Annotated in this window: 17 protein-coding genes; 6 read left to right on the top strand and 11 right to left on the bottom strand. The window is 67.4% G+C overall.

The window, feature by feature from the left end; translation table 11 throughout:
- Positions 1–55 precede the first annotated feature (55 nt).
- Entirely contained in the window at positions 56–2,695 is a 2,640-nt protein-coding gene (locus ACFVVC_RS19165; RefSeq protein ID WP_387456911.1) for a Tat pathway signal sequence domain protein, read from the bottom strand.
- Between the two features lie 321 nt (positions 2,696–3,016).
- On the opposite strand from ACFVVC_RS19165, the gene ACFVVC_RS19160 reads away from it, so the two are divergent.
- The gene (locus tag ACFVVC_RS19160) at positions 3,017–3,628 is read left to right on the top strand and encodes an NADPH-dependent FMN reductase (protein ID WP_387456908.1); all 612 of its coding nucleotides are present in this window, start codon (positions 3,017–3,019) and stop codon (positions 3,626–3,628) included.
- Between the two features lie 63 nt (positions 3,629–3,691).
- Here ACFVVC_RS19160 and ACFVVC_RS19155 read toward each other — a convergent pair whose 3' ends face one another.
- On the bottom strand, positions 3,692–4,168 hold the full coding sequence (locus ACFVVC_RS19155) for a sensor histidine kinase (RefSeq protein WP_387456905.1): 477 nt from the start codon (positions 4,166–4,168) through the stop codon (positions 3,692–3,694).
- A gap of 234 nt (positions 4,169–4,402) precedes the next feature.
- Here ACFVVC_RS19155 and ACFVVC_RS19150 point away from each other — a divergent pair, with 234 nt between their 5' ends.
- From ACFVVC_RS19150 to ACFVVC_RS19140, 3 genes are all read left to right on the top strand, one after another.
- The gene (locus ACFVVC_RS19150) at positions 4,403–5,134 is read left to right on the top strand and encodes a FadR/GntR family transcriptional regulator (RefSeq protein ID WP_018760909.1); all 732 of its coding nucleotides are present in this window, start codon (positions 4,403–4,405) and stop codon (positions 5,132–5,134) included.
- 106 nt (positions 5,135–5,240) lie between these two features.
- Positions 5,241–6,008: a glucosamine-6-phosphate deaminase gene (locus ACFVVC_RS19145; RefSeq protein WP_387456903.1), complete on the top strand. Its 768-nt coding sequence runs from the start codon at positions 5,241–5,243 to the stop codon at positions 6,006–6,008.
- A 258-nt stretch (positions 6,009–6,266) separates the two neighbouring features.
- Positions 6,267–6,827 carry a hypothetical protein gene (locus ACFVVC_RS19140; protein WP_387456900.1) on the top strand — a complete coding sequence of 187 codons (561 nt, stop codon included), beginning with the start codon at positions 6,267–6,269 and terminating at the stop codon, positions 6,825–6,827.
- A gap of 6 nt (positions 6,828–6,833) precedes the next feature.
- Here the strand turns inward: ACFVVC_RS19140 and ACFVVC_RS19135 are convergent, their stop codons facing one another.
- The 7 genes from ACFVVC_RS19135 to ACFVVC_RS19105 are packed head-to-tail and all read right to left on the bottom strand — an operon-like array spanning position 6,834 to position 14,997.
- The gene (locus ACFVVC_RS19135) at positions 6,834–7,517 is read right to left on the bottom strand and encodes an N-acetylmannosamine-6-phosphate 2-epimerase (protein WP_387456897.1); all 684 of its coding nucleotides are present in this window, start codon (positions 7,515–7,517) and stop codon (positions 6,834–6,836) included.
- Positions 7,514–8,479: an ROK family protein gene (locus ACFVVC_RS19130; RefSeq protein ID WP_387456919.1), complete on the bottom strand. Its 966-nt coding sequence runs from the start codon at positions 8,477–8,479 to the stop codon at positions 7,514–7,516. The genes ACFVVC_RS19135 and ACFVVC_RS19130 overlap by 4 nt, the downstream gene beginning before the upstream one ends.
- A 10-nt stretch (positions 8,480–8,489) precedes the next feature.
- On the bottom strand, positions 8,490–9,407 hold the full coding sequence (locus tag ACFVVC_RS19125) for a dihydrodipicolinate synthase family protein (RefSeq protein WP_387456894.1): 918 nt from the start codon (positions 9,405–9,407) through the stop codon (positions 8,490–8,492).
- A 44-nt stretch (positions 9,408–9,451) separates the two neighbouring features.
- A complete protein-coding gene (locus ACFVVC_RS19120) occupies positions 9,452–10,258 on the bottom strand; it encodes an ATP-binding cassette domain-containing protein (protein WP_387456892.1) in 807 nt (268 codons plus the stop codon).
- A complete protein-coding gene (locus tag ACFVVC_RS19115; protein WP_387456889.1) occupies positions 10,255–12,375 on the bottom strand; it encodes a dipeptide/oligopeptide/nickel ABC transporter permease/ATP-binding protein in 2,121 nt (706 codons plus the stop codon). The genes ACFVVC_RS19120 and ACFVVC_RS19115 overlap by 4 nt, the downstream gene beginning before the upstream one ends.
- Positions 12,376–12,378: 3 nt before the next feature.
- On the bottom strand, positions 12,379–13,335 hold the full coding sequence (locus ACFVVC_RS19110; protein WP_387456887.1) for an ABC transporter permease: 957 nt from the start codon (positions 13,333–13,335) through the stop codon (positions 12,379–12,381).
- A 21-nt stretch (positions 13,336–13,356) separates the two neighbouring features.
- Positions 13,357–14,997, bottom strand: a complete 1,641-nt coding sequence (locus ACFVVC_RS19105) for an ABC transporter substrate-binding protein (protein WP_387456884.1) — start codon at positions 14,995–14,997, stop codon at positions 13,357–13,359.
- Between the two features lie 151 nt (positions 14,998–15,148).
- Between ACFVVC_RS19105 and ACFVVC_RS19100 the strand changes: the two genes are divergently transcribed.
- Positions 15,149–16,042 (top strand): DUF4862 family protein, encoded by an 894-nt coding sequence (locus ACFVVC_RS19100; RefSeq protein WP_387456882.1) that lies wholly within the window; start codon positions 15,149–15,151, stop codon positions 16,040–16,042.
- 4 nt (positions 16,043–16,046) lie between these two features.
- Here the strand turns inward: ACFVVC_RS19100 and ACFVVC_RS19095 are convergent, their stop codons facing one another.
- Positions 16,047–17,744 carry an exo-alpha-sialidase gene (locus ACFVVC_RS19095; protein ID WP_387456879.1) on the bottom strand — a complete coding sequence of 566 codons (1,698 nt, stop codon included), beginning with the start codon at positions 17,742–17,744 and terminating at the stop codon, positions 16,047–16,049.
- Between the two features lie 186 nt (positions 17,745–17,930).
- Between ACFVVC_RS19095 and ACFVVC_RS19090 the strand changes: the two genes are divergently transcribed.
- The gene (locus tag ACFVVC_RS19090; RefSeq protein WP_387456876.1) at positions 17,931–20,849 is read left to right on the top strand and encodes an exo-alpha-sialidase; all 2,919 of its coding nucleotides are present in this window, start codon (positions 17,931–17,933) and stop codon (positions 20,847–20,849) included.
- 86 nt (positions 20,850–20,935) lie between these two features.
- Here the strand turns inward: ACFVVC_RS19090 and ACFVVC_RS19085 are convergent, their stop codons facing one another.
- Positions 20,936–21,634, bottom strand: a complete 699-nt coding sequence (locus tag ACFVVC_RS19085; RefSeq protein WP_387456873.1) for an ABC transporter ATP-binding protein — start codon at positions 21,632–21,634, stop codon at positions 20,936–20,938.
- Between the last annotated feature and the right edge of the window lie 9 nt (positions 21,635–21,643).

The raw sequence follows: 21,643 nt of genomic DNA, 5'->3' as shown, positions 1-21,643 counted from the left end.
CGACGGCACCTGGCCAGGTGCCGTCGTCGCCCGTTATCCGGCGGCGGGGGACTTGTCAGTCCAGGTACCTGCCCACCAGTGCCAGGTTCTGGATCACCGCCAGCCCGAACTGCGCCGTGTCATTGGTGGAGACTGTGGGTGCCTCGTCCACGGGCAGCAGCACGTGGGGTGGTTCGATCCGGCGCAGCGTGAAGGCGGATCCGTGGTTCAGGTGCTCGCCGCCCTCGGTGAAGCTGTCCCAGGCCCGAGCTGCGAGGTCGCGATCCTGCAACCGTGCCGCGGCGTACGCCGTCAGCCGGCTGTGCGCCTGCGTCAGGTAGATCCCCTCGAGGGGCTGTCCGACCGCTTCCACCTGCTCCTCCTTGCTGGCCAGGAACAGGCGGCAGTACTGCAGCCACGCCCGCTCGAAGTCCGCATCCGGCACCAGGTCCACCAGCTCGCTGCAGATCTCCACCAGCCCGAAGACGGCACTGAGGTGCGAGACCTGGATCTGTTCCCGGCCGGTATCAAACCGGCCTTTGTCCAGGTCGTACAGGGCTTCGCCGGTGAGGAAACCGTATTTCAGCGCACCGATGTCCGCCATGGTGCCCAGCAGCCGGTCCCGGGACCACGGGTTTCCGGTGCGTTCCCAGTCGGTGAGCCAGGTGGCGGCCAGGGATCCCCAGTCTGTCCCCAGACCGACGCCCAGGGCGCCCCGGTTGGGCCGGTAGGTGGCAGCATCCGGACGCACCTTGCGGACCGGATCCAGGCCCAGGAAGTTACGGTCGCTGTCCACCAGTTCGCTCAGCAGGTCTCCGGTGCGTTCGTCGGCCGTGAGGTAGTAGTAGAAGCGGCGGTAGGCGGGGGTGCTGATCCGCAGCTGCTTGGCGCTGCAGCCCCAGTGCTGGACGTTGTGCCGGGAACCCAGGCCCTTCCACGGCCCCAGGTGGTACACGTCCACCTCGCCGGTATGCCGGGTCATGGCCTCGGCGAAGCGGAAAATGTCCGCTCGGCCCGAACGCAAATAGGAATACCACAACCACAGGTCGGGGGAGAGCTCGGAGTTGTCCCACGCGTAGCCGCCCACGTCATAGCGCCACACGTGCCGGTCGAAGTCATACGTGTGCATCACATCGCCGTAGTTCCAGAACCCGTACCAGCGGCGCTGCTCCACCTGGCCCGCGTAGAAATCGAACAGGAAATCCAGCTGGTCCTCCAGCCGGGCACGCGCCGGAGTGCTGCGGTCCACCGGGTCCCAGTCGCCGAAGACGCCCACCGAGTGCAGGTATTCCGGCGTGGCCTGCAGCAGCGCCGGGGCGGACGCGGCGGCGGCGTCGGCCGCGAGGCTCCCGGTGGAGGGGGTGGCGTCGTAGGCGAACAGGGTCAACTCGTGGGTGCGGGCTATGCCGGTGGGATTGCCGAACCCGGGTTCGTAGTCCTCATAGGTGATCTCGAGCCCCTCGAGCTGCTCCTCGAACGTGTCCTGGCCCAGGCCGTCGTGGTAGAACCGCAGGTCCATGGGCTGGGCTTCCGGGGAGAACAGCCATGCCGTCAGGGTCGCCTCACCGGTAGCCGCGCCGCGGATGTCCAGCTGGCCCGGGTGGGACTGCCAGAAATCCTTGATTCCCACGCCCAGGCCGCCGCGGGTGTCGCTCAGGGAGCAGAAGCCTGCCGAGCGGGTGCCGCCCGAGATTCCCACCCAGCCATGGCCGCCGGTGGTGCGCTTGCGCAGTTCGAATCCGTCCGCGTTGAGCTGGGTAAGTGTGTAGTCGCCCCAGCTGGGGATAAGGTGCAGCCGGCCGACCTCGGGGTTCCAGGTTTCTGCCGGGGGAGTGGCGCGGCCGGCGATCTGCGCGTCCCGTACCTCCGCGCCAGGGTCCCGGCGCAGCCCGGTCAGGCCACGCACGGCCTCGGCGAGGAACCCGCCGTCGGCCCCGGCGATCCGGATGTGCCGGTCATGCAGGTCAGCCTCCAGCGGCACGCTGAACCGGACGCCGAGTCCGGCCAGGAAGTCCTGCTCCGGGTCACCGTCCCAGATGAAGGAGTGCACCATGCGCACGCTGCGGGCGTTGGCGTGGAAGTAGAAGCGCACCACAAAGGGCAGCCAGCCGCGGTGCGCGTTGTCCTGCCGGTCGGGGTGGTGGCGCCCTTCCAGCCGCACCACCGCGCGCACGGGCCCGGCTTGTTCCACGACGACGGCGGCCACCTCGCCGGTGAAGGCCTCCCGTCCGGCTGTTCCGGCCCCTTCGGGAACGCCGTCCTGCAGCAGGCTGACCAGCCTTGCGTCGCGGGCAACGGGCCGGCCGTCACGGGACAGGCTGCTGAACAGGGTGGATCCGCTGCGGTTGATCACCATCCGCAACACGCCGGTATCAACTGTCAGGGCATCGGCATCCTCGGTGACCGTGACGGCCTTGCCATCAGGGACCGGCCGGCCGGCTGCGGCGGGCGCGCCGGCGTCGACCCCCACCTGGTAGGTGCCCGACGGCGTGTCCGTTGCCGGGAGGGCGATTCCCGCCCATTTGAGGGAGCCGTCCGGCCAGGTGGCCAAGGGCCACGCCTGGCTGGGGAGGGGAGTGCCGGCGGCGTCTGCCACCGAAAGCGCGTCCGCGCCGGGCACTGAGCCGCGGGCGAACGGCATGCCCCACGTTGTTCCGTTGCTGATTTCCGCAGGGGCCTGTCCATCGATCCACCTGATGAGGGTGCTGTCCGTCATGTCATCCGATTCCACTGGTGATTGCCGCGCGTAGGGGTCCCGCCGGGATGCGGGAAAGCGCTTTCTCGATCAGGATTACAACGTAGTAGACGGCGGGGCGGGGCGCAAGGCGCATCTGCCTGGCGGACCATGTGCCTGACCTGACCCTTTAGGATTTCACGGCATTGCAGGGTGCATGCGGATGCTCTGGCCGGAGCAGGCCTTCTGTGCTGGACTGGTGGGGCAGTGAGCACCAACTGCCGCCCCCTGTCCCTGTCGGGCGGCACCATTCCAGCCATACTCAGCCCAGCCGGCCCGGGCCGGCTGTTGGAAAGGACCCTCATGGCAACGTACAAGATCGGATACTTCGTGGGCAGCCTGGCGCGCGGGTCCATCAACCGGGTGCTGGCCAAAGCACTGATCAACCTCGCGCCCGAAGAACTGGAATTCACGGAGATTCCCATCAGGGACCTCCCGCTCTACAGCTACGATTACGACGCCGATTTCCCGCCGGAAGGCCGAGCGCTCAAGGAAGCCATCGAAGCCGCGGACGGAATCCTGTTCGTTTCCCCCGAATACAACCGCTCCATCCCCGGCGCCCTGAAGAATGCCATCGACTGGGGTTCCCGTCCGTGGGGGACCAACTCCTTTGCCCGCAAGCCCACCGGCATCATCGGCGCTTCACCCGGCAGCATCGGAACCGCGGTGATGCAGTCCTCCATGCGCGCCGTCCTCAGCTTCCTGGACGCTCCGCAGCTGAATGCCCCGGAGGCGTATGTCACCTACAAGCCGGCAGCGTTTGGCGACGACGGCGAGGTTAAGGATGAAGCCACCGCCAAATTCCTGCGCCACTACATGGATGAGTATGCGGCCTTCGTTGCCAGGGTCCTGGCGGCCAATGCGCCGGGACACATCGGCGACCTCGAGCCTGACGATGCCAAGCTCTCACGCTGACGTCCTGCCGGGGAAGGGAATACGGATGGCCGCCGTCCCAGCGACGGCGGCCATCCGAGCCTGTTAGTCCAACGGCAAGGTTACCGTCACGCTGGTGCCGCCGCCCGGTGCGGAAGTGATCTCCACAGCCCCGCCGGCTTCCTGGACGGCGACCGCCATAAGCCGCAGCCCGTACCCGTGGTGCCGCCCGCACGTAGCGGCGTCGCGGTCAAAGCCCGTGCCGTCGTCGGCCACCACCAGGCGGATCCCGTGGTCAACGGCCGCCAACTGGATGGTCAGCGAGGCTGCGGACGAGTACTTGAACGCGTTGCTGAGCGCTTCCCGCGCCGACTGGTACAGCAGGGAGGCGCAGTCCGCCGGGATCTCGATGCCCCAGTGCGGAGTATCCCAGTGGACCGCGGTTCCATGCTTGCGAAAGGGGCCCGTGAGCCGGTCGATGCACCCGGCCAGCCCCAATGTGTGGAAATCCAGCGGCTGAAGGTCGGTCAGCACTCCTCCCACTGTTGTGACTTCGTTGTCCAACGCTGTCTTGGTTCCCATGACTTCCTGCTCCCCAGGCTGGTTTTGTCTAATAACTCCAGCGTGGACCTGAAAAGTCTAGGGGGCGCAAGATTTGCCTCAAGATCGGATCAATTCTGTGCGCGGCGCAAGAATGGAAGTGAGTTTGATGTGGGCTCCCGGATGCGCAGATCTGAATTAGATGAAGGACGTCCCATCTCCTGTACACTGATGAGAGACGAGAGGCCGCCGCCCGGTGCGGTCGAAGGAGATGACGTGACAGTAGCATCCGCAGCGGTTCCGCCCGCAAGGTTCAGTGCACAAATCCGGTCCCATGCCCTCCAGACCAGAATCATGGAACTCATCCTGGAGCGCGGCCTGGATGTTGGCGATGCGCTGCCCACCGAGAGTGAGCTGTCCGCAGAGCTCGGCGTCGGCCGCAACACCGTCCGGGAATCCCTCAAGGTCCTCCAGGCCCTGGGCGTCATCGAGATCCGCCATGGCTTTGGCATGTTCGTGGCACCCAACAACTTCAGCGCCCTGGTCTCCGGACTGACCTTCCGCGGCCGGCTGTCCCTCCGGCACAAGGGCGAAGAAGCCATGGAGCTCATTGACGTGCGCCAGGCCCTCGAGTCAGGACTGATCGGTTCGGCCATCGACCTGCTGACGGAGGAACACCTCGCGGACCTGAAGTCCTCGATGGAGGCCATGCAGGCCGCCGCAGCCCAGGGTGAGCCCCTTGCCGAGCACGACGCGGAATTCCACCGGAAGCTCTATGCCCCCCTGAACAACGAGCTCCTGATCAACCTCATGGACGTGTTCTGGCAGGTCTACCGGCAGATCCACGAGGCCCTGGGATCGGGGCCGGTCAACTTGGAGGAACAGGCGCGGATCCACTGGGACATCTACGAGGCCGTGGCCAACCGGGACAAGGCGCTCGCGGCCGAACGCCTGCAGCGCCACTTTGACGGCATCCGCCAAAAACTCAAGGACGTCGCATCCGCCTAGCGGCGCAAACCCGGATCCACCACGCTGCCGCGGCGGGCGGCCCTCCGCCGCCAGGCCCGGCTGCCGCATGCCCTGCTTCACTCCTTCCTTACGAGAAAGCCCAGCCTTGGAAATCTTTGTCGTCCCCGATGCCGCCGCCACCGGCGTGGTCGCCGCCGGGATCCTTGCCGCCGTCGTCCGCTCCAAGCCTGACGCCGTCCTGGGCGTGGCGACGGGCGGGTCCCCGCTTCCCGTGTACGCAGCCCTCGCCGGGCACCGGCTTGACATGTCCGGGGTCCGTGCGTTCGCCCTGGACGAGTACTTCGGGCTGCCTGCCGGACACCCGCAGAGCTATGGTGAGGTGGTGCGGCGGGAGGTGACCGAACGGCTGGGAATGGACCCGGCGCTCGTTCGGGTACCCGCCGGCAACGCGGCAGACCCCCGGCAGGCAGCCGACGACTACGACGCTGCCATCCGTGCTGCCGGCGGGGTGGACGTCCAGCTCCTGGGCATCGGGCACAACGGTCATCTTGCCTTCAATGAACCCGGATCCGCTTTCTCCTCCCGCACCCGGGTGGAGGTCCTGGCCGAACGCACGCGTGCCGCCAACGCCCGGTACTTCACGTCCGAATCCGACGTGCCGCGCCGGTGCATCACGCAGGGACTCGGGACCATCCTCGAGGCCCGGCACCTGCTCCTGGTGGTGGCCGGAACGGATAAAGCCGCCATCCTCGCCCGCGCCCTGCACGGCGAGGTCTCGGTGGAATGCCCCGCATCCGTGCTGCAACTGCACCAGCATGTGACGGTGGTGGCAGACGAAGCCGCCGCGGCACTGCTGGCCCCCGGAAGCGGCCAGGTTCCCCTGCGCATTCCCGGCGAGGCTGTTGGCGTCTAGAACCATCCAGGCCTGTCCCGGCCGCCTAAGCGCCACGGCAGGATCCTGCTCGGCCCCCAGCCCACTGCTGCGCCACCCCCAGCCCACTGCTGCGCCACCCCCACCCCACTGCCGCGACACGAAGGCAAAGCAAAAGGGCGCCCACCTTCACGGTGTAGCGTGCAGGGAGATCAACAGCCTGAGGGGGCAGCGCTTGAATATCACCGGGTCCGCCACAGCCGCGCGTCCGGCCCCCGGGGACCTCGGCCGGCGGCGTCCATGAACGCCACACGGCAGGCGCAACCGTTGACGTTGTTCTGGAAACTCATCATCACCCTCTCCGCCGTGGTGGGCCTAGGCACCTGCGCGGGTCTATGGCTCATTTACACGCACTTCCTGATGGCGACGCCCGGGACCATGGCAGTGCTGGAGCGGCAGCTGACCAAGAGCGACGCCATCCCGGCCATCCAGGACGAGGACGGGGAAGCGGTCATCCGTGAAACCCGGAAGCTCGCCTCCTATGAGTCCATGACCTACTACGCCGCCCCGGCCAGGACGTCCGGCGTGGCATGCCTGGTGGGGAAGTACGACCTGGACCAGGTGTCCTACTGGGAAGCCTGCGACTACATCCCCGACGGCCGGGACATCCTGGCGAAAGTGCAGGACCCCGATGGACGGGACATTCTCTTCGTCCCCGACCAGTTCGACCACGGCCCGATGGAACGGGACGGCTGGGTCACCCTGCACCGGAACCTGCTGGTCATGCCCCTCACTGAACCGCGGCAGCCCCAAGCTCCCGAACTGCTGACCCGCAACGCTACCTTGCAGAAGACCGGTTAGCGGCGGTCAGGCCAAGGCGTCGGCGAACCAGCCGGTGAGGGTGGCGGGGTGCGTTATGGCCGTGCCCACCACCACCGCGAAGGCGCCGGCGTCGAGGGCCTGCCGGGCTTGTACCGGCGAATGGACACGGCCCTCGGCAATCAGCGGGACACCGAAACCGGCCGCTGCGATGTCCGCCAGCAACTCCAGGTCCGGGCCGTCGCTCTTGGGGCGCTCGCCGCTGTAACCGGCCAAGGTGGTGCCGATGAGGTCCGCGCCGGCCTCGACGGCGGCGGCCGCATCCGGGAGCGAGCCACAGTCTGCCATGACCAGCGCGTGGGATTCCTGGTGGATCCCGGCGATAGTCTGCGCCAGGGTCAGGCCGTCCGGCCGGTTACGGCGGGTCCCGTCCACCGCCACCACGTGGGCGCCCGCGTTGGCCACGGCCAAAGCGTGCCGGAGCGTGGGCGTGATGAAGACCCCGTCATGCCCGTCCTTCCAGAGCCCAATGACCGGAACCTCGACGGCGGCGCGCGTGTGCTGGATATCGGCCAGGCCCTGAACGCGGACCGCGGCGGCGCCGCCGATCACAGCGGAGGCAGCCACCTGGGCGGTGGTGCGGGGATCCCGCATGGGTTCGCCGGGGTAGGCCTGGCAAGACACGATGAGCCGGGCCCGCAGGGATTCCAGGGCTTCGGGGGACAGGATCATGGAGTGGTTCCTTGGCTGGTGTGGAGGGGCAGGAGGACCAGGCGGGCCGCGCCCACCAGGGCAGCGGCATTGCCCAGGGCCGCGGGTACCACCGGCAGGTCTCCCAGCGCCGGCAGCAGTTCGGCCCGGAGCGCCAGCCGCATGGGCTCCCACCACGGCTCCCCGGCATCGGCCAGGCCGCCGGAGACCACCACGATTTCGGGATCGAGGATGTTGGCCAGGCCGCCCACCGCCTGGCCGGCAGCCGCGGCGGAGGCGTGGAGGGCCTTGGCGGCGGTGGTGTCACCCGCGCGGGCCAAGGCGAACACACCGCGGGCGTCGCGGACAGGGGCGGTGCCACCCAGCCTAAGGTAGGCCTCCAGCAGGGCCGGGCCGGAGGCGATCGCTTCGACGTGCCCTGACCCGCCGCAGACGCACGCCAGCGCAACGCCGCCGTGGTACGCAAGCGGTGAGGCGAAATGGCCCACATGGCCGCCGGCATGCCGGTGTCCCAGGACGGGCCGGCCGTCCACCACGAAACTGCCGCCCACGCCCGTGCCGAACGCCACCAGCAACGAACTTGCAGTCCCTGCGGCCGCTCCGGTCCAGGCCTCACCCAGGGCGTGGGCGTGGACATCGTTCACCGCCCGGACGGACGACGCCGGCAGGTCCAGCCGGGCGGCCAGGCCTGCGGTCAGTGCCGTCCCGGCCCAGCCCCGGATGGCATCCGTGGCGGAGACCACCACGCCGCGGGCGGAATCGATCACGCCGGCGGAACCGATGCCAACCCCTGCCACGGCCAGGCCCTCCTTGTGGGCCCGGCCAACCAACGCGGTAACCAGCGCAGCAGTGGCATCGAGGACGGCGGCCCCGCCGTCACGGTTCAGCGTGGGGATGGTCTCCGAAAACAGGACCTCTCCAGCGGCGGAGACCACTCCCGCAGCCGTCTTGGTACCGCCAAGATCAACACCAACGGCGTACATCACCAGGGTTCTACACCAGGCCGTTGCGTTCGAGGATGACCTTGATCGCGGTGGTCTCTTCTTCGTTCAACGCCTGCATGGGTGCGCTCATGGTGTTGGATTCGATGACTCCCATGATCTGCAGCGCCGTCTTGAAGGCACCCAACCCGGCCGCCCCTCCGGAGACTCGTCCGTTGGGGGTGTAGACGATCTCGAAGAGGTCGGCCAGGCGGTCTTGTTCGGCGGCGGCTTTCGCCCAGTCGCCGGAAGCTGCAGCGTCCACCAGGTTGCGGTAGCCGCGGGGATCCACGTTGCCAAGGCCCGGAACCACGCCTTGTGCGCCGCCGAGCAGGGCACCGTCCACCACCACTTCGTGTCCGGTGAAGATGTCGAAGTTCTCGATGCCACGGGCGGCGAGCAGGAGCTGGCGGAAGGCGACGTCGTCCCCGGAGGAGTCCTTGACGCCGGCGATGACGCCATCGCGGCCCAGCCGGACCAACAGGTCGGTGGGGAGCTTGAAATGGGTGCGGACGGGGACGTCGTAGGCAAAGACCGGGGCGTCAACGGCTGCGTGGATGCTCCGGAAATGCGTCTCGGTTTCTTCGGCGTTGCCGATCGCGTAGTACATGGAGGTGACCACGATGGCATCCGCGCCAAGGTCCACCACCCGCTTGGCTTCCTCGATGACGCGGTTGGTGGTCTGTTCGTTGGCGCCGACGATCAGGGGCACGGAGCCGGCGTTGGCCTCGGCGATGGTGCTGACCACCTGTGCGCGTTCGGCGTTGGTCATGTAAGGCACCTCCGCTGAGGAGCCCAGGACGAAAAGCCCGGACACGCCGCCGTCGAGCAGGTGCTTGGTGAGGTTCTGCAGCGAGGCGGTGTCGATGCTGCCGTCTGCGTGGCGGGGGGTGACGACAGGGGGAATGACGCCCGAGAACTGGGAAGACACGGAAAACTCCAATGCGTGGTTGTGAGAGGTGGGGTTTGAAAATTTCAGGTGTGCAGCAAACTGGGTGCGGCACCGAGGAGTTTGCGGGTGTAGTCGTTCCGGGGGGTGTCGAACACCTGGGCCGCCGGTCCTTCCTCCACGATTTCGCCGAAGTACATGACGCAGATGCGGTCGGAAACGTAGCGGACGGTCTGGATGTCGTGGGAGATGAACACCATGCCCAGATTCAGTTGGGTCTTCAGGTCCGAGAGCAGGTTCAGCACCTGGGCACGGACGGACACATCCAGCGCCGAGGTGGGTTCGTCGGCAACGATGATGTCCGGGTCCAGCGCCAAGGCCCTGGCGATGGCAACACGCTGGCGTTGCCCGCCGGAAACCTGCGACGGCGTTACTTCCGCCGCGGAGGCTGGCAGGCCTACCAGCGCCAGGAGTTCCTTGACTTTGGCGGCCCGGGACGCGGCGTTGCCGATGCCGTGGACCTGGAGCGGGTCGGTGAGGATGTCCTGGATGGTCATGCGCGGGTTCAGTGCCGTGGCCGGGTCCTGGAAGACGACGGAGACGGCGCGGCCAAACTCCTTTCGCATAGCGGCGTTGCGTTTGATGGCCGATTTGCCGTGGAACAGCACCTCGCCGGACGTAGGCGCCTGCAGCCCCACCAGGACCGAGGCCAGGGTGGACTTGCCGCACCCGGATTCGCCAACGATGCCCACCGTTTCGCCGCGGCTGATGGTGAAGTCAACCCCGTTGACGGCCTTGACGATGTTGGGCCGGAAGAGCCCCCCGGTGCGTGCGCGGTGATGAACCTTTACGTCCTTGAGTTCGATGACCGGTTTGCCGGTGGATACGCTCACTTGGCGTCCTCCTTAAGGTGGCTGGCCCAGAAATGGTCCGAGTCCCCGCCCACGGCGGTGAGGACCAGTGCCTGGTTGGGGTCGGCATCGCTGCGCAGCGACCGGGGTGCGAAGCGGTCGCCGCTGGCGAAATCCTGTGGCGAGGGCACGGTGCCGGGGATCTGGTGGAGGCGGGCAGCGTCCGCTTCGATGGAGAGCACGGCACCCAGCAGGCCACGGGTGTATTCGTGTTTCGGGTTCCGCAGCAGTTCGGAGGCACGGGCGGATTCAACCACCTGGCCGGCGTACATCACCGTGATCCGGTGGGCCAGCGAGGCCACCAGCGCCAGGTCGTGGCTGACGAACACCATGGCGAAGCCCAGCTGCTCCCGCAGTTCGTTGAGCAGGTCCACCACCTGCTTCTGGACGGTGACGTCCAGCGCGGTGGTTGGTTCGTCGGCCACCACGATCTTGGGTGAGCGGGAGAGCGCCATGGCGATCAGGACGCGCTGGCGCTGGCCGCCCGAAAGCTCGTGGGGGTAGCTGGCCAGGGTGCGGACCGGGTCCAGCTTGACCATCTCCAGCAGTTCGGCCGGGGTCTTCCGGCCGCCGCGGCGCGTCAGCTGCGTCATCTGGTCCTTGATCTTCATGGACGGGTTCAGTGAGCTGAGCGCGTCCTGGTAGACCATGGCGATCTGTTCGCCGCGAAGCCCCTGGTAAGCCTTGACGTTGCTGTGCCCGGTTCTTGGATCCAGCAGTTCCTTGCCATCGAAGGTGATGGAACCGGTGATCTTCGCGGTCTTGGGCAGCAGGCCCATGATGGCCAGCGACGTGATGGACTTGCCGCAGCCGGATTCACCCACCAGGCCCATGGTTTCGCCTTCGCGGACGGTGAAGGAGACGTTGTCCACGATGGCTGTGTCACCGAAGCGGCCGGGGAACCGGATGGACAGGTTCCTGACTTCAAGGACGGTGCGGGCGCCGGCGGGGACCTGGGGCAACCGGTCGGTGCGGGTGGCCTCGACGGCGGCGAGGAGTTCCAGCTCGCGGTCCAGCAGGGCGTGCGGGTTGGCGGCCGCCACGCGGCGGTCGGTCAGCAGGGCGGAATGGGCCAGCTCGCGCTCGCCGGCATTCGCAGTTGTTGCTTCGCGGACGCCGTCGAGCTCGTGTTCCTCGACGACTGAGGGCTGCGCAACCGAGGTGGCCACCTCGGTGTCCACCGCGGCGACAGCCGCGCCGGCCACCGATGCCGCAGCGCCGTCGTCGTCCTTCACCGCAGGTGCCTTGCGGAGCCGCGGGTTCACCATGGCATCGGTGAGTCCTTCGGCCAGGATGTTCAGCGCCAGCACGGTGAGCAGGATGGTGAGGCCGGCGAAAGTGGTGGCCCACCACCCGCCGGAGAGGACCAGGTTGCGGCCGTACGAGATCACATTGCCCCACGACGGGGCCGGATCCTGCACGCCGGCGCCCAGGAAGGACAGCGAGGCTTCGAGGATGATCGCGTCGGCCACCATCACCGTGGCGAACACCAGGACGGGGGCCGCGGTGTTGCGCACGATGTGCTTGGCCAGGATGTAGAAGCGGCCGGCGCCGATGACCCGTTCCGCCCGGACGTAGTCCTCGCCGTACTGGGCGAGCACGTTGGCGCGGACCACCCGGGCCAGCTGCGGGGTGTAGATGATGGCGATGGCCACGATGATGGTGGGCACCGAGTTGCCGAACGCCGCCAGCAGGACCGCCGCCAGGGCGATGCCCGGGAACGCCATGAGGATGTCCATGAGGCGCATGAGCAGTTCGTTCACGGCCTTGCTGGATGTCGCGGCGAGCGAGCCGAGGAACGCGCCGGCGAGGACCGCCAGTGCCACGGCGCCCAGGCCGATCATCAGCGAGGACTGGGAACCGTAGAGCAGGCGGGAGAAGATGTCGCGGCCCAGCCGGTCGGTGCCGAAGAAGTGCTCGGCGCCGGGAGGCGTGGCCGGCAGGAAGGTCTCCAGCGGGTCGTGCGGTGCCAGGACCGGGGCGAAGACGGCCGCGAGGGCGATCACCACCAGGAAGGAGAGGGCCAGGCGGGAGCCCCAGGGCAGGGCCTTGAAGCGAAGTCCGGGGGCGCTCAGACGTTCAGCGAGTTTGCTGCGCATGGGTCACACGGTCCTGATTCGGGGGTTGATGAGCAGGTAGAGGAGGTCCACGGCAATGTTCACCAGGACAAAGGTCACGGAAATGGTCAGGACCACGCCCTGCACCAGGTTCACGTCCAGGTTGGTGATGCCGTTGAGGATCAGTTGGCCCATGCCGGGCAGCGCAAAGATCATTTCAATGACGACGGCGCCGCCCAGCAGGTAGCCGATCCGCAGTCCCAGCACGGTGACCGGAGTGACCAGGGCGTTGCGGAGCACGTTCCTGGAGACCACTTCCCGGTACGGGACGCCGTTGCCGATGGCGGTGCGGACATAGTCCCGGTCCAGCTCCTCCACCATGGAGGTGCGGACCACCCGGATGAGGGAAGCGGAGACCGGGATGCCCAGTGCCAGGGCAGGCAGCGCCATCGAGTTGAGCCAGCCGCCGAACCCGGATTCCGGGGTGGCAATGCCGCCGGACGGGAACAGCGGTGCCGGGCCCAGGGCGAACCACTGGATCAGCAGGATGCCCAGCCAGAACGACGGCGTTGCCACCGCGGCGATGGAGAAGACCCGCACCAGCTGGTCCTGCCATTTATCCCGGTACAGGGCGCCGATGATGCCGAAGACCAGCGAGACCACAACCGCGATGATGACGCCCAGGAACGTCAGCTGCAGCGTCAGGGGAAAGGCTGAGCCGATCATGCTTGCCACGGATTTCGCCGGCGGAGTGGTGACTCCCAGGTCGAGCCGGAGGAGTTTTCCAAGGAAGCGGAAGTACTGCAGCAGCAGCGGATCGTTCAGGCCGTTGGCCTGCCGGTACTGCTCTTTCGCTTCCTCGCTGGCCCCTTCGCCCAGGGCGCTGCTCGCCTGGTCGCCGGGGGCGGCCTGCAGGACGAGGAACACGAGCAAGGTGATGCCCAGGACCATCAGCGGCAGGGCTGCCAGCCTCCGGCCCAGGAGGCGCAATATCGTGGTCAATGTAGTCTCCGGTTGGTGTGGCTAGGCGGTGCGGCCCACACCAACGAAGGAAACTCCGGTGGTGGGAAGGGGCTTGAAGCCGCTGAGCTTCTTTGCATCCCAGGCGCTGGGAAGCTGGCGGTGGAACAGCGGGTAGAGGGGAACCTCTTCGGAGACGAGGTCAACGATCTGCCCGGTGAGCTTCTTGGCGTCATCCTTGGACGACTGGCCGGCCTTGGTCATGAGGTCCACGAGCTGGGCACGCTCCGGCGTCGAGCCCCAGTAGGCGCGGTTCTTCATCCAGGTGTCACCTGCGTAGAACCAGCTCAGCAGGAGGTCTGCGTCGTTGCCGAAGACGGACGGATCGCCTGGCGCCGCAACCACCTTGTAGTCGCCCTTGCCCACTCGGTCCGTGTACAAGGCACCGGACTGCAGGTTCTTGAGGGTCACCTTGACGCCGGGGATCTTGTTCCAGGATTCCAGCATCAGGGGTGCCACGTCCTTGACCCATGCGGTGTCCGTGGTGAGGAGCTCGAACTCCAGGTTGGAGACGCCGGCCTGCTTGAGGAGGTCTGCGGCCTTGCTGGGATCGTAGCTGTAGACGTTCTTGGCCTTGACGTAGTCCGGGTGGCCCTCCTGGAAGTAGGAGCTGGCCGGCTTGGCGTTGCCGAACAGGGCCTTCTTGATGATGGAATCCTTGTCCAGGCCGTAGTGCAGGGCCTGCCGGACCAGCTTGTTGTCGAACGGCGCGGCGGAGCAGTTGAACATCAGGAACAGCAGGCCGAACGACTGCACGGACTCAACCGTGGCGGCGGACTTAAGCCCCTCCATGTCCAGGTAGGGGACGTCCTCGATGGCCTGGACCCGGCCGGACTGCATGGCGGTCACACGGGCGGCGGCGTCGGAGAGCAGCAGCCAGGTCATGCCCTTGGCCAGTGCCGGCATGGGGCCGTTGTACGCCTGGTTCGCCTCGAAGATGATCTTGTCGTCCTTGACGGCTGAGACCAGCTTGTACGGACCGGTTCCAACGGGCTTGGCGTCGAAGGATTTCAGCTGGTCCGAGCCGGCCGGGAAGTTGGTGAGCGCCTTGGGCACCACCTTTACCACCGAGATGCGCGGTCCGAACCCGGGGAAGGCGTACTTCAGGGTGAATTCCACGGTCTTGGCATCGAGCGCCTTGACGCCCTGGATGAATGGGATGAACTGCGAGAACAGGGACTTGTTGGCGGGATCCATGACCCGGGTGAAGGAGAACACTACGTCCTCGGCCGTGACCGGGGTGCCGTCGTGGAACGTGGCGCCTTCGCGGATGGCTACATGGTAGGTGGTGGGGTTGACCATCTTGGGATCAGTTGCTGCCAGGGCGTTGTAGGGCTCCCGGGTTGCCGGGTGTAGCTCAACCAGGCCCTCGAAGACGTGCAGGTTGGCGGCCATGGGGGTGGCGCCGGAGGAGGAAATGGGATCGAAGCCGGTGGAGAGGGCGTAAGAGATACCGGCCTCGATGGTGAGGTCCTTGTTAATCGGCGAGGTGTTGGTGGTGGAACTGCTGGTGGTGGCGGCGGGTCCACCGCAGGCGGCCAGGGAGCTGGCGAAGGCTGCGGCGAGGCCCATGGCCCCGCCGAGTTTGAGGAAGTTCCGGCGGCTGGCGTCATTGACCAGTGGCAGGTTCTTGATGTTGTTCATTGGCCTCACCGTTCAGGAGATGTTTATCGGATGTAGGATGTCCTAGCTCGTATGGAAAACTGTAAGTCCCATCACAGCCAGCGTCAAGTGGACTAATGTTTCTTGCATTTCCGCCTGGCCTGACGCCAGACCCTTCGCGAATGGAGCTTCCTTGTCCTTGATTGTCGGCGCCTACCCCGCCCAGCCCGTCGAACTGCAGGAGCAGTTCTACCGGGGCCTTGCTGCCATTTCCCCGATCCGCGGACTTGAGCTTCCCTATGGTCCGCATGGCGGGACCGTCTGGCCCGCCGGGGCGCCGGAAACCTGGTCCGCCATGGTCACCGCCATCCCCGGGACCATGCAGCGGCTGGCCGCCAACGCGGCGTTCGGCCTGGCCTCCGCTGACACGGCGGGCCGGCGGGAAGCCCTCGACTTCGCGGCGGGTGTCCGGGAGCATGCCCGCGGGCTGCAGGATGCCGGGCATGAGGTGGAGGCTGTTGAACTCCATTCAGCGCCTACCGGGGGCGCCTCCGCCCGCTGGTTCGAGGAATCGCTGAAGGAAGTCCTGGAGTGGGACTGGGGATCGGCGCGAGTGCTGATCGAGCACTGCGACGCCCCGCGCCCCGGGGCAAGTCCGGAGAAGGGGTTCTTGTCCTTTGCCGAAGAGGTGGACATCGCCGTTTCGCTCCGGAACCAAGGTTTGGAGCGCGTGGGTGTGACCGTTAACTGGGCGCGCTCAGTCATCGAATCAGGCAGTCCTGATACGGCAGTTGAACACCTGTCGCTCGGCCGTGAAGCAGGCGTCCTGGAGGGCCTGGTCTTTTCCGGCTGCTCGCCAAAGGAAACCGGCTTCGGCTATGCGTGGATCGACGCGCACCTCCCCGCGGTGGAGATCCAGGGCGCCCCGCCCAGCTCCATGCTGAACCGCCACGAAATTGACCGGTGCCTGGCCGCGGCGGGTCCGCTCCCCATCCTTGGGTTCAAGGTCGGTCTTGGTCCGGACCAGCTGTCGCCGGAAGAACGCGTGGAGCGGCTCCGGCACATGGCGGTCCTGGTGGGGGAGTAGCGGCTCAGCGCCCGGTGCTCCCTGCCACGGTGATGCCTCCCGACGCGACGTCGCAGCGGAAGGTCCGGGACAGTTGTCGCCTGCCGGCCCCCACCGCTGCTTCCACTGCAAAGGCAACCTCAAACGCGTCCTGTTTCACGTCCTCCGCCGTCACGGTGTAGGTGGGCGTGAAGTAGAGAACCTCCTGGCCCGGCGGGAGGTCGGTTGCCGGAAACTCCCCTGCCCCCGGACCGTGCAGGCGCACGTCCCGGACGGTGTGGCTGCCGTCATTCCGGGCCCGTCCGGTGAATGCCAGAATGTCCCCGGCCTTGTATCCGGGGGTGATGGGGCCGTAGTTCAGGTCCTGTGCCTCCCTGGTGCCCAGGACCTGGACCTGGTCGGGGGAGTAGGCCTGGCCGATCTCCTTCCACGACTCGGCGCCCCAGCCGTCTCCGCCGGGCGCCATCACGTGGAATTCGCCGGCGTTCTGCCACACGGCGGGAAGTCCGGGGGTGATGGACCGCAACTCCATGTCGAAGGCAAGGCCCGGCTCCGATGGCGGCAGGCCGGCGTCGGGCCCTGCTGCATCCGGTGACGAAAGCTGGCCCGTGAGCTGGTCGGGCGGCACCGAGGCAAAAACGATCTCGCGGTAGCCCTGGCGTTCGTACAGCACGCCAATGTTGCCGTCCGGCATGCGGGTGGCGGTGGAGTACGCCGAGCTGCCCGGGCACAGGACCAGCTTGGCAGGCCAGGTGGCGCCGTCGTCGGTCGACAGGCTCAGGACGGTGTTGCGGCGCAGGCTGGGGTCCTGGTTGTTGGTGGCCAGCAGCCAGGAATCCGTGGCCGGCGCGGCCAGGCCGGTGACGGACGGCAATCCGTCGAAGCGGGCCAGCGAACCGTTGTCGCTGGGATCGGGAAGGTCCGCGACCGGAACCGGCGTGCACCAGCTGTGGCCGCCGTCGTCGGAGACGGCGGCAAGGCGGCGCGGCGTGGCCCGGCTGTGCAGGAGCAGCCTGCCATCGCTGAGCGCGGCCACTTTGTTCTCGTTGGGGGCTCCGCCGTCGGCTGTCCCTTCGATCAGCCGGCCGAGTCGCCAGGTGTCGCCATGGTTGTCGCTGTAGGCCGAAGCTGCCATGATCCTGCCCCCGCTCAACACCACATACTGCTGCACCAGCCGCCCCTGGTGCGGGCCGCAGTGGATCTGGATCCCTTGGCCGGCCGCGGCGAAGATGCCCGTGATCTCCCGCGTGCTGCTGGCCTTGAGGTCCGCCGTAATGCGCCGGTGCTGCCAGGTCAGGCCGTCGTCGTCGGACATGCTGAAATCGCAATGCTGGACCTGGTGGTCGTGGTGGTCCATCCCCGGTGTGGCCTCGAAGAAGCCGGCGTGCGTCCCGGCGGCGTGGAAGAGGAAGATCCGTCCGGTCCCGGCGTCAACCAGCAGGCTGGGGTCCCCGAATCCTTCCAGTCCGGTGCCGGTCCGCACCACCTGCTGGCCACTCCAGGTGCGCCCGCTGTCCGCGCTGCGCCTGATCAGCAGGTCGATGGGGCTTGGAAGGTCGTCCAGGTTGGGCCGGCCGTCGTAGGCCGCGAGCAGTGTCCCCTTGGCGGTCACGGCGAGGGCGGGGATCCGGTACTGACGGTAGCCGCCGCGGCCGCGGGCCGCCAGGACGTGCTCGACGGCGGGCCGCGCGGCAGGGATTGCGGGCAGGAGGTGGGATGTCACATCTACAGCATAGCCACCTCTGGCTTTGTGACTGCCGACACATTACATTGGTAGGACGTCGTACGTAGTAGGAGCAATATTTTGATGATCCCGGACGGCGACGCCCTGCCCAGAGCCGCATCGCCGCGGCATCCAGAAAGGTCAGTCCCTTTGCCACATTCCCAAAGACACCGCACACCCCTGACGTTGTGCAGAACCGCCGGGGCAGCCGCCCTGGCCCTGGCACTGCTCGCAGGAGGTGTTGCGGCGCAGGCGGCGCCCATTCCTGCCAACAGTCCCACCAACCCGCCCGGAAGCTTCCAGGAAACCAACCTGGGGGCCGACCGCACCGCGGACAATTTCTTCTACCGCATCCCGGCGCTGACCTACCTCGGCAACGGTGTGGTCCTGGCAGCCTGGGACGGGCGGCCGGGCAGTTCCGCGGACGCACCCAACCCCAACTCGATCGTCCAGCGGCGGAGCACGGACGGCGGGCGCACGTGGGGGCCGGTGCAGGTGATTGCCGCAGGCCACGTGGCCGATGCCGCCGCGCCGAAATACGGCTACAGCGATCCCTCCTATGTCTACGACGCGGAGGCCGGCAAGGTCTTTGCGTTCTTCGTCTACTCAAAGGACCAAGGGTTCGGCGGCAGCCAGTTCGGCAATGATGACGCGGACCGCAACGTCATCTCCTCCGCCGTGATCGAATCCTCCGACGGCGGCCTCACATGGAGCCGTCCGCGGCTCATCACCAATGTCACCAAGCCGGGCACCAGCGCCACCAACCCGGTTGCGGGCGATGTACGGTCCAACTTCGCCTCCTCCGGCGAAGGCATCCAGCTCAAGTACGGCCCCTACAAGGGCCGGCTGATCCAGCAGTACGCCGGTGACGTCCGCCAGGCCGATGGAACGAACAAAATCCAGGCGTACAGCGTCTATTCGGACGACCACGGTGCCACCTGGCACAAGGGCGCCAACGTGGGCGACCGGATGGATGAGAACAAGACCGTTGAGCTTTCCGACGGCAAGGTCCTGCTGAACTCCCGGGACAACGCCAACCAGGGCTACCGGAAGGTTGCGGTTTCCAGCGACGGCGGGGCCACCTACGGTCCCGTCACCCAGGACACGGAGCTGCCGGATCCGGCCAACAACGGCTCCATCGCCCGCATGTTCCCCAACGCTGCCCCGGGCACGGCGGACGCCAGGAAACTGGTCTTTACCAACGCCAATTCCAAGACCGCGCGGGAGAAGGTCTCCGCCCGGGTCTCGTGCGACGACGGCGCCACCTGGCCCGGAGTGCGCACCATCCGTCCCGGTTTCTCCGCCTACTCCACGGTGACCCGGCTGGAGGATGGCAGGTTCGGCGTCCTCTACGAGGGGAACTACACGGACAACATGCAGTTCTCCACCTTCGACGACGCCTGGCTCAACTACGCCTGCGCACCCCTGTCCGTCCCCGCCGTCACCACGGCGCCCGGTGCCACGCAGCAGGTGGCGGTCACGGTCACCAACCAGGAAGCCGCCACCCTGTCAGGGGCCACCGCCACCGTCTACACCCCCACGGGCTGGTCCGCCACCACGGTGCCCGTGCCCGACGTCGCCCCCGGCGCCTCGGTTACCGTCAACGTCGCCCTGACTGCGGCGGCCACGGCCAGCGGGCCCCAGAACCTCAACGCAGCGCTAACGACGGCGGACGGCCGGGTCTCGCAGTTCACGTTCACCGCCACCGTGCCGGTGGCGCCGCAGGTGGGCCTCACCATCACGGGAGCTGCACCCGCCCGGGACGTGGCCGCCAACCCCTATAAAGCCGGCGACGTGCTGGGGTACACCTTCACCGTCAAAAGTACGGCGAACGTGACGGCCAACTCGGTGCCGGTCTCCGGGAACTTCGATTCGGGCTTCCTGCCGCCCTCGGCGCCCAACTGCCGGTACAACAACCTGGCCGCCGGCGCCTCCTACAACTGCACCACGGCCAAGCACACGCTCACCGCGCAGGACATCGACCGCGGCTACTTCGTTCCCGAGGCAACCTTCAGCATCACGGCCAGCGCGACGCCGACGCTCACCAAGACTGTTGCCTTCAGCGGGGCCGCGGTGCCGCTGCGGGACGGGCTGGTGTCCGCCGGCATCGCAGGCAGCCGCAACGACGCCGGCCGCGACCTCGCCACCCAGCCGTACACGGCAGGCGAAGCGTTCCCGTACAAGTTTGATGTCACCAACAGCAGTCCGCTGGTGGAAAAGGTGGTCCCCACCGCCGGCAACTTCAGCCCGTTCCTTCCCGAGGCCCCGGGCAACTGCCGTTACAGCGTCCTCCCCGCGGGACAGGGGTACACGTGTGCCACGCCCCGGCACACCGTGACGGCCGCGGAAGCGGACCAGGGATTCTTTGTCCCGGACTCCACCTGGGAGGTCAGTGCGGCCGGCCAGACTACCCGGACCTACGCGGTGAACGGCGGCGAAACCGACGTGAAAGTCCGGGACGCCAGGCTTGACGGCACCGTTGCGGCCGAGTGGACGGACCTGGACGGCGACCGCTATGCCTCCGCAGGCGACGCCATCACGTACACCTACACCTTGGGCAACGCCGGAAACGTATCCCTGGACAATGTGGACGCCCCGGATGCCGGCATCGCGGCACCGCACCTGGCGCCGGGCGGCACACTGACGGCAACCCGGACGTACAGCCTGACCGCCGCGGACGTCGCGGCCGGGAAGCTTGGACCGGTCACGTTCGCTGCCACGGCAAACAACGGTGCCAAAGGCGTGTCCGCCACGGTGACAGGCGGTGCCATCCAGCTGAATGTGCAGCCTGCCCAGCCGGACCTGGTCCCCGCGCTTGCGGTGCAGGACCTGGACGGCCAGGTGGCACCGTTCGACCTCGGCACCGCGGATAAATACCGCAACGGCCAAAAAGTGGTCCTTGCCGGGCTCGACTACGGCCAGTGGTATTACGTGTACCTGAACAAGCGCAGCTACCGGATCGGCTGGATCTTCCCCACTACGGACAACACGGTGGAATTCATCCTGCCCGCCGGCGTGCAAAACGGCCGCGATGACGTGGTGGTGCTGGACAAGGACGGCAAGCAGGTCTCGTTCGACCGGCTCCAGGTGACCCCGAAAGGTTAGCCCGGCTGCCCAACGGGCAGCATCAATGACGATGGCCCCGGCGGTGATCCCGCCGGGGCCATCCGGGTTGAGGCCCGTGTTCAGTCTCACGCCAACACAGGTGCGGTGAGCCTGCCGTCGCGCATAGTGGCCACCAGGTCCGTCAGCGGCACGAACTCGGTGTCGTGGGTGACCATCACGGTGGCCACCCCGAACTCGGTGGTCACCTGGCGCAGCAGCCCGATGATCGAGGCGCTGCGTTCGTGGTCCAGGGCGGCGGTCGGCTCGTCCACCAGCAGCACTTTGGGATTGCCCATGAGCGCCCGGGCAATGTTCACCCGCTGGCGCTGGCCACCAGAGAGCTGGTGCGGCAGTTTCCGGGCGCTGCCACCGAGGCCGACGACGTCCAGCAGTTCAGCAGCCTTTGTCCGGGCTGCCTTGGCGGACCTGCCCCGCAGGTGCTCGCTGATGATGAGTTGCTCGGCGGCCGTGAGCGATGCCAGGAGGTTGGGCTGTTGGAAGATGATGCCCACCTTGTCCCGGCGCAGGGCGGTGAGGTCCTTGTCCTTGAGGCCGGCCGTGTCCGTGCCGTCAATGCGGACCTGCCCGCGGGTGGGGCGGACCAGGGTGGCGGCGGTGGCCAGGAGGCTGGACTTGCCCGAACCGGACGGGCCCACCAGCGAGACCAGCTGGCCGGCCCGGGCCGTGAGGCTGACCCGGTCCAGGGCCGTGGTGGTCCCGCCGCCGTCGGGGTATTCGAGGGTAACGTCGACCAGGCTCAGGGGAGCAGGGGTGGGGGAGGACATGATGGCGTT

This window comes from Pseudarthrobacter sp. NPDC058196 (assembly GCF_042882685.1).
Lineage (GTDB): Bacteria > Actinomycetota > Actinomycetes > Actinomycetales > Micrococcaceae > Arthrobacter.
Note: the sequence above shows the minus strand (reverse complement) of the source record. Positions and strands in the feature narration are given on the sequence as shown.

Excerpts from the sequence above, each read along its gene's own strand:
- ACFVVC_RS19165 (WP_387456911.1), bottom strand. The coding sequence starts at position 2,695 with ATGACGGACAGCACCCTCATCAGGTGGATCGATGGACAGGCCCCTGCG.
- ACFVVC_RS19160 (WP_387456908.1), top strand. The coding sequence starts at position 3,017 with ATGGCAACGTACAAGATCGGATACTTCGTGGGCAGCCTGGCGCGCGGG.
- ACFVVC_RS19155 (WP_387456905.1), bottom strand. The coding sequence starts at position 4,168 with ATGGGAACCAAGACAGCGTTGGACAACGAAGTCACAACAGTGGGAGGA.
- ACFVVC_RS19140 (WP_387456900.1), top strand. The coding sequence starts at position 6,267 with ATGAACGCCACACGGCAGGCGCAACCGTTGACGTTGTTCTGGAAACTC.
- ACFVVC_RS19135 (WP_387456897.1), bottom strand. The coding sequence starts at position 7,517 with ATGATCCTGTCCCCCGAAGCCCTGGAATCCCTGCGGGCCCGGCTCATC.
- ACFVVC_RS19130 (WP_387456919.1), bottom strand. The coding sequence starts at position 8,479 with ATGTACGCCGTTGGTGTTGATCTTGGCGGTACCAAGACGGCTGCGGGA.
- ACFVVC_RS19115 (WP_387456889.1), bottom strand. The coding sequence starts at position 12,375 with ATGCGCAGCAAACTCGCTGAACGTCTGAGCGCCCCCGGACTTCGCTTC.
- ACFVVC_RS19105 (WP_387456884.1), bottom strand. The coding sequence starts at position 14,997 with ATGAACAACATCAAGAACCTGCCACTGGTCAATGACGCCAGCCGCCGG.
- ACFVVC_RS19085 (WP_387456873.1), bottom strand. The coding sequence starts at position 21,634 with ATGTCCTCCCCCACCCCTGCTCCCCTGAGCCTGGTCGACGTTACCCTC.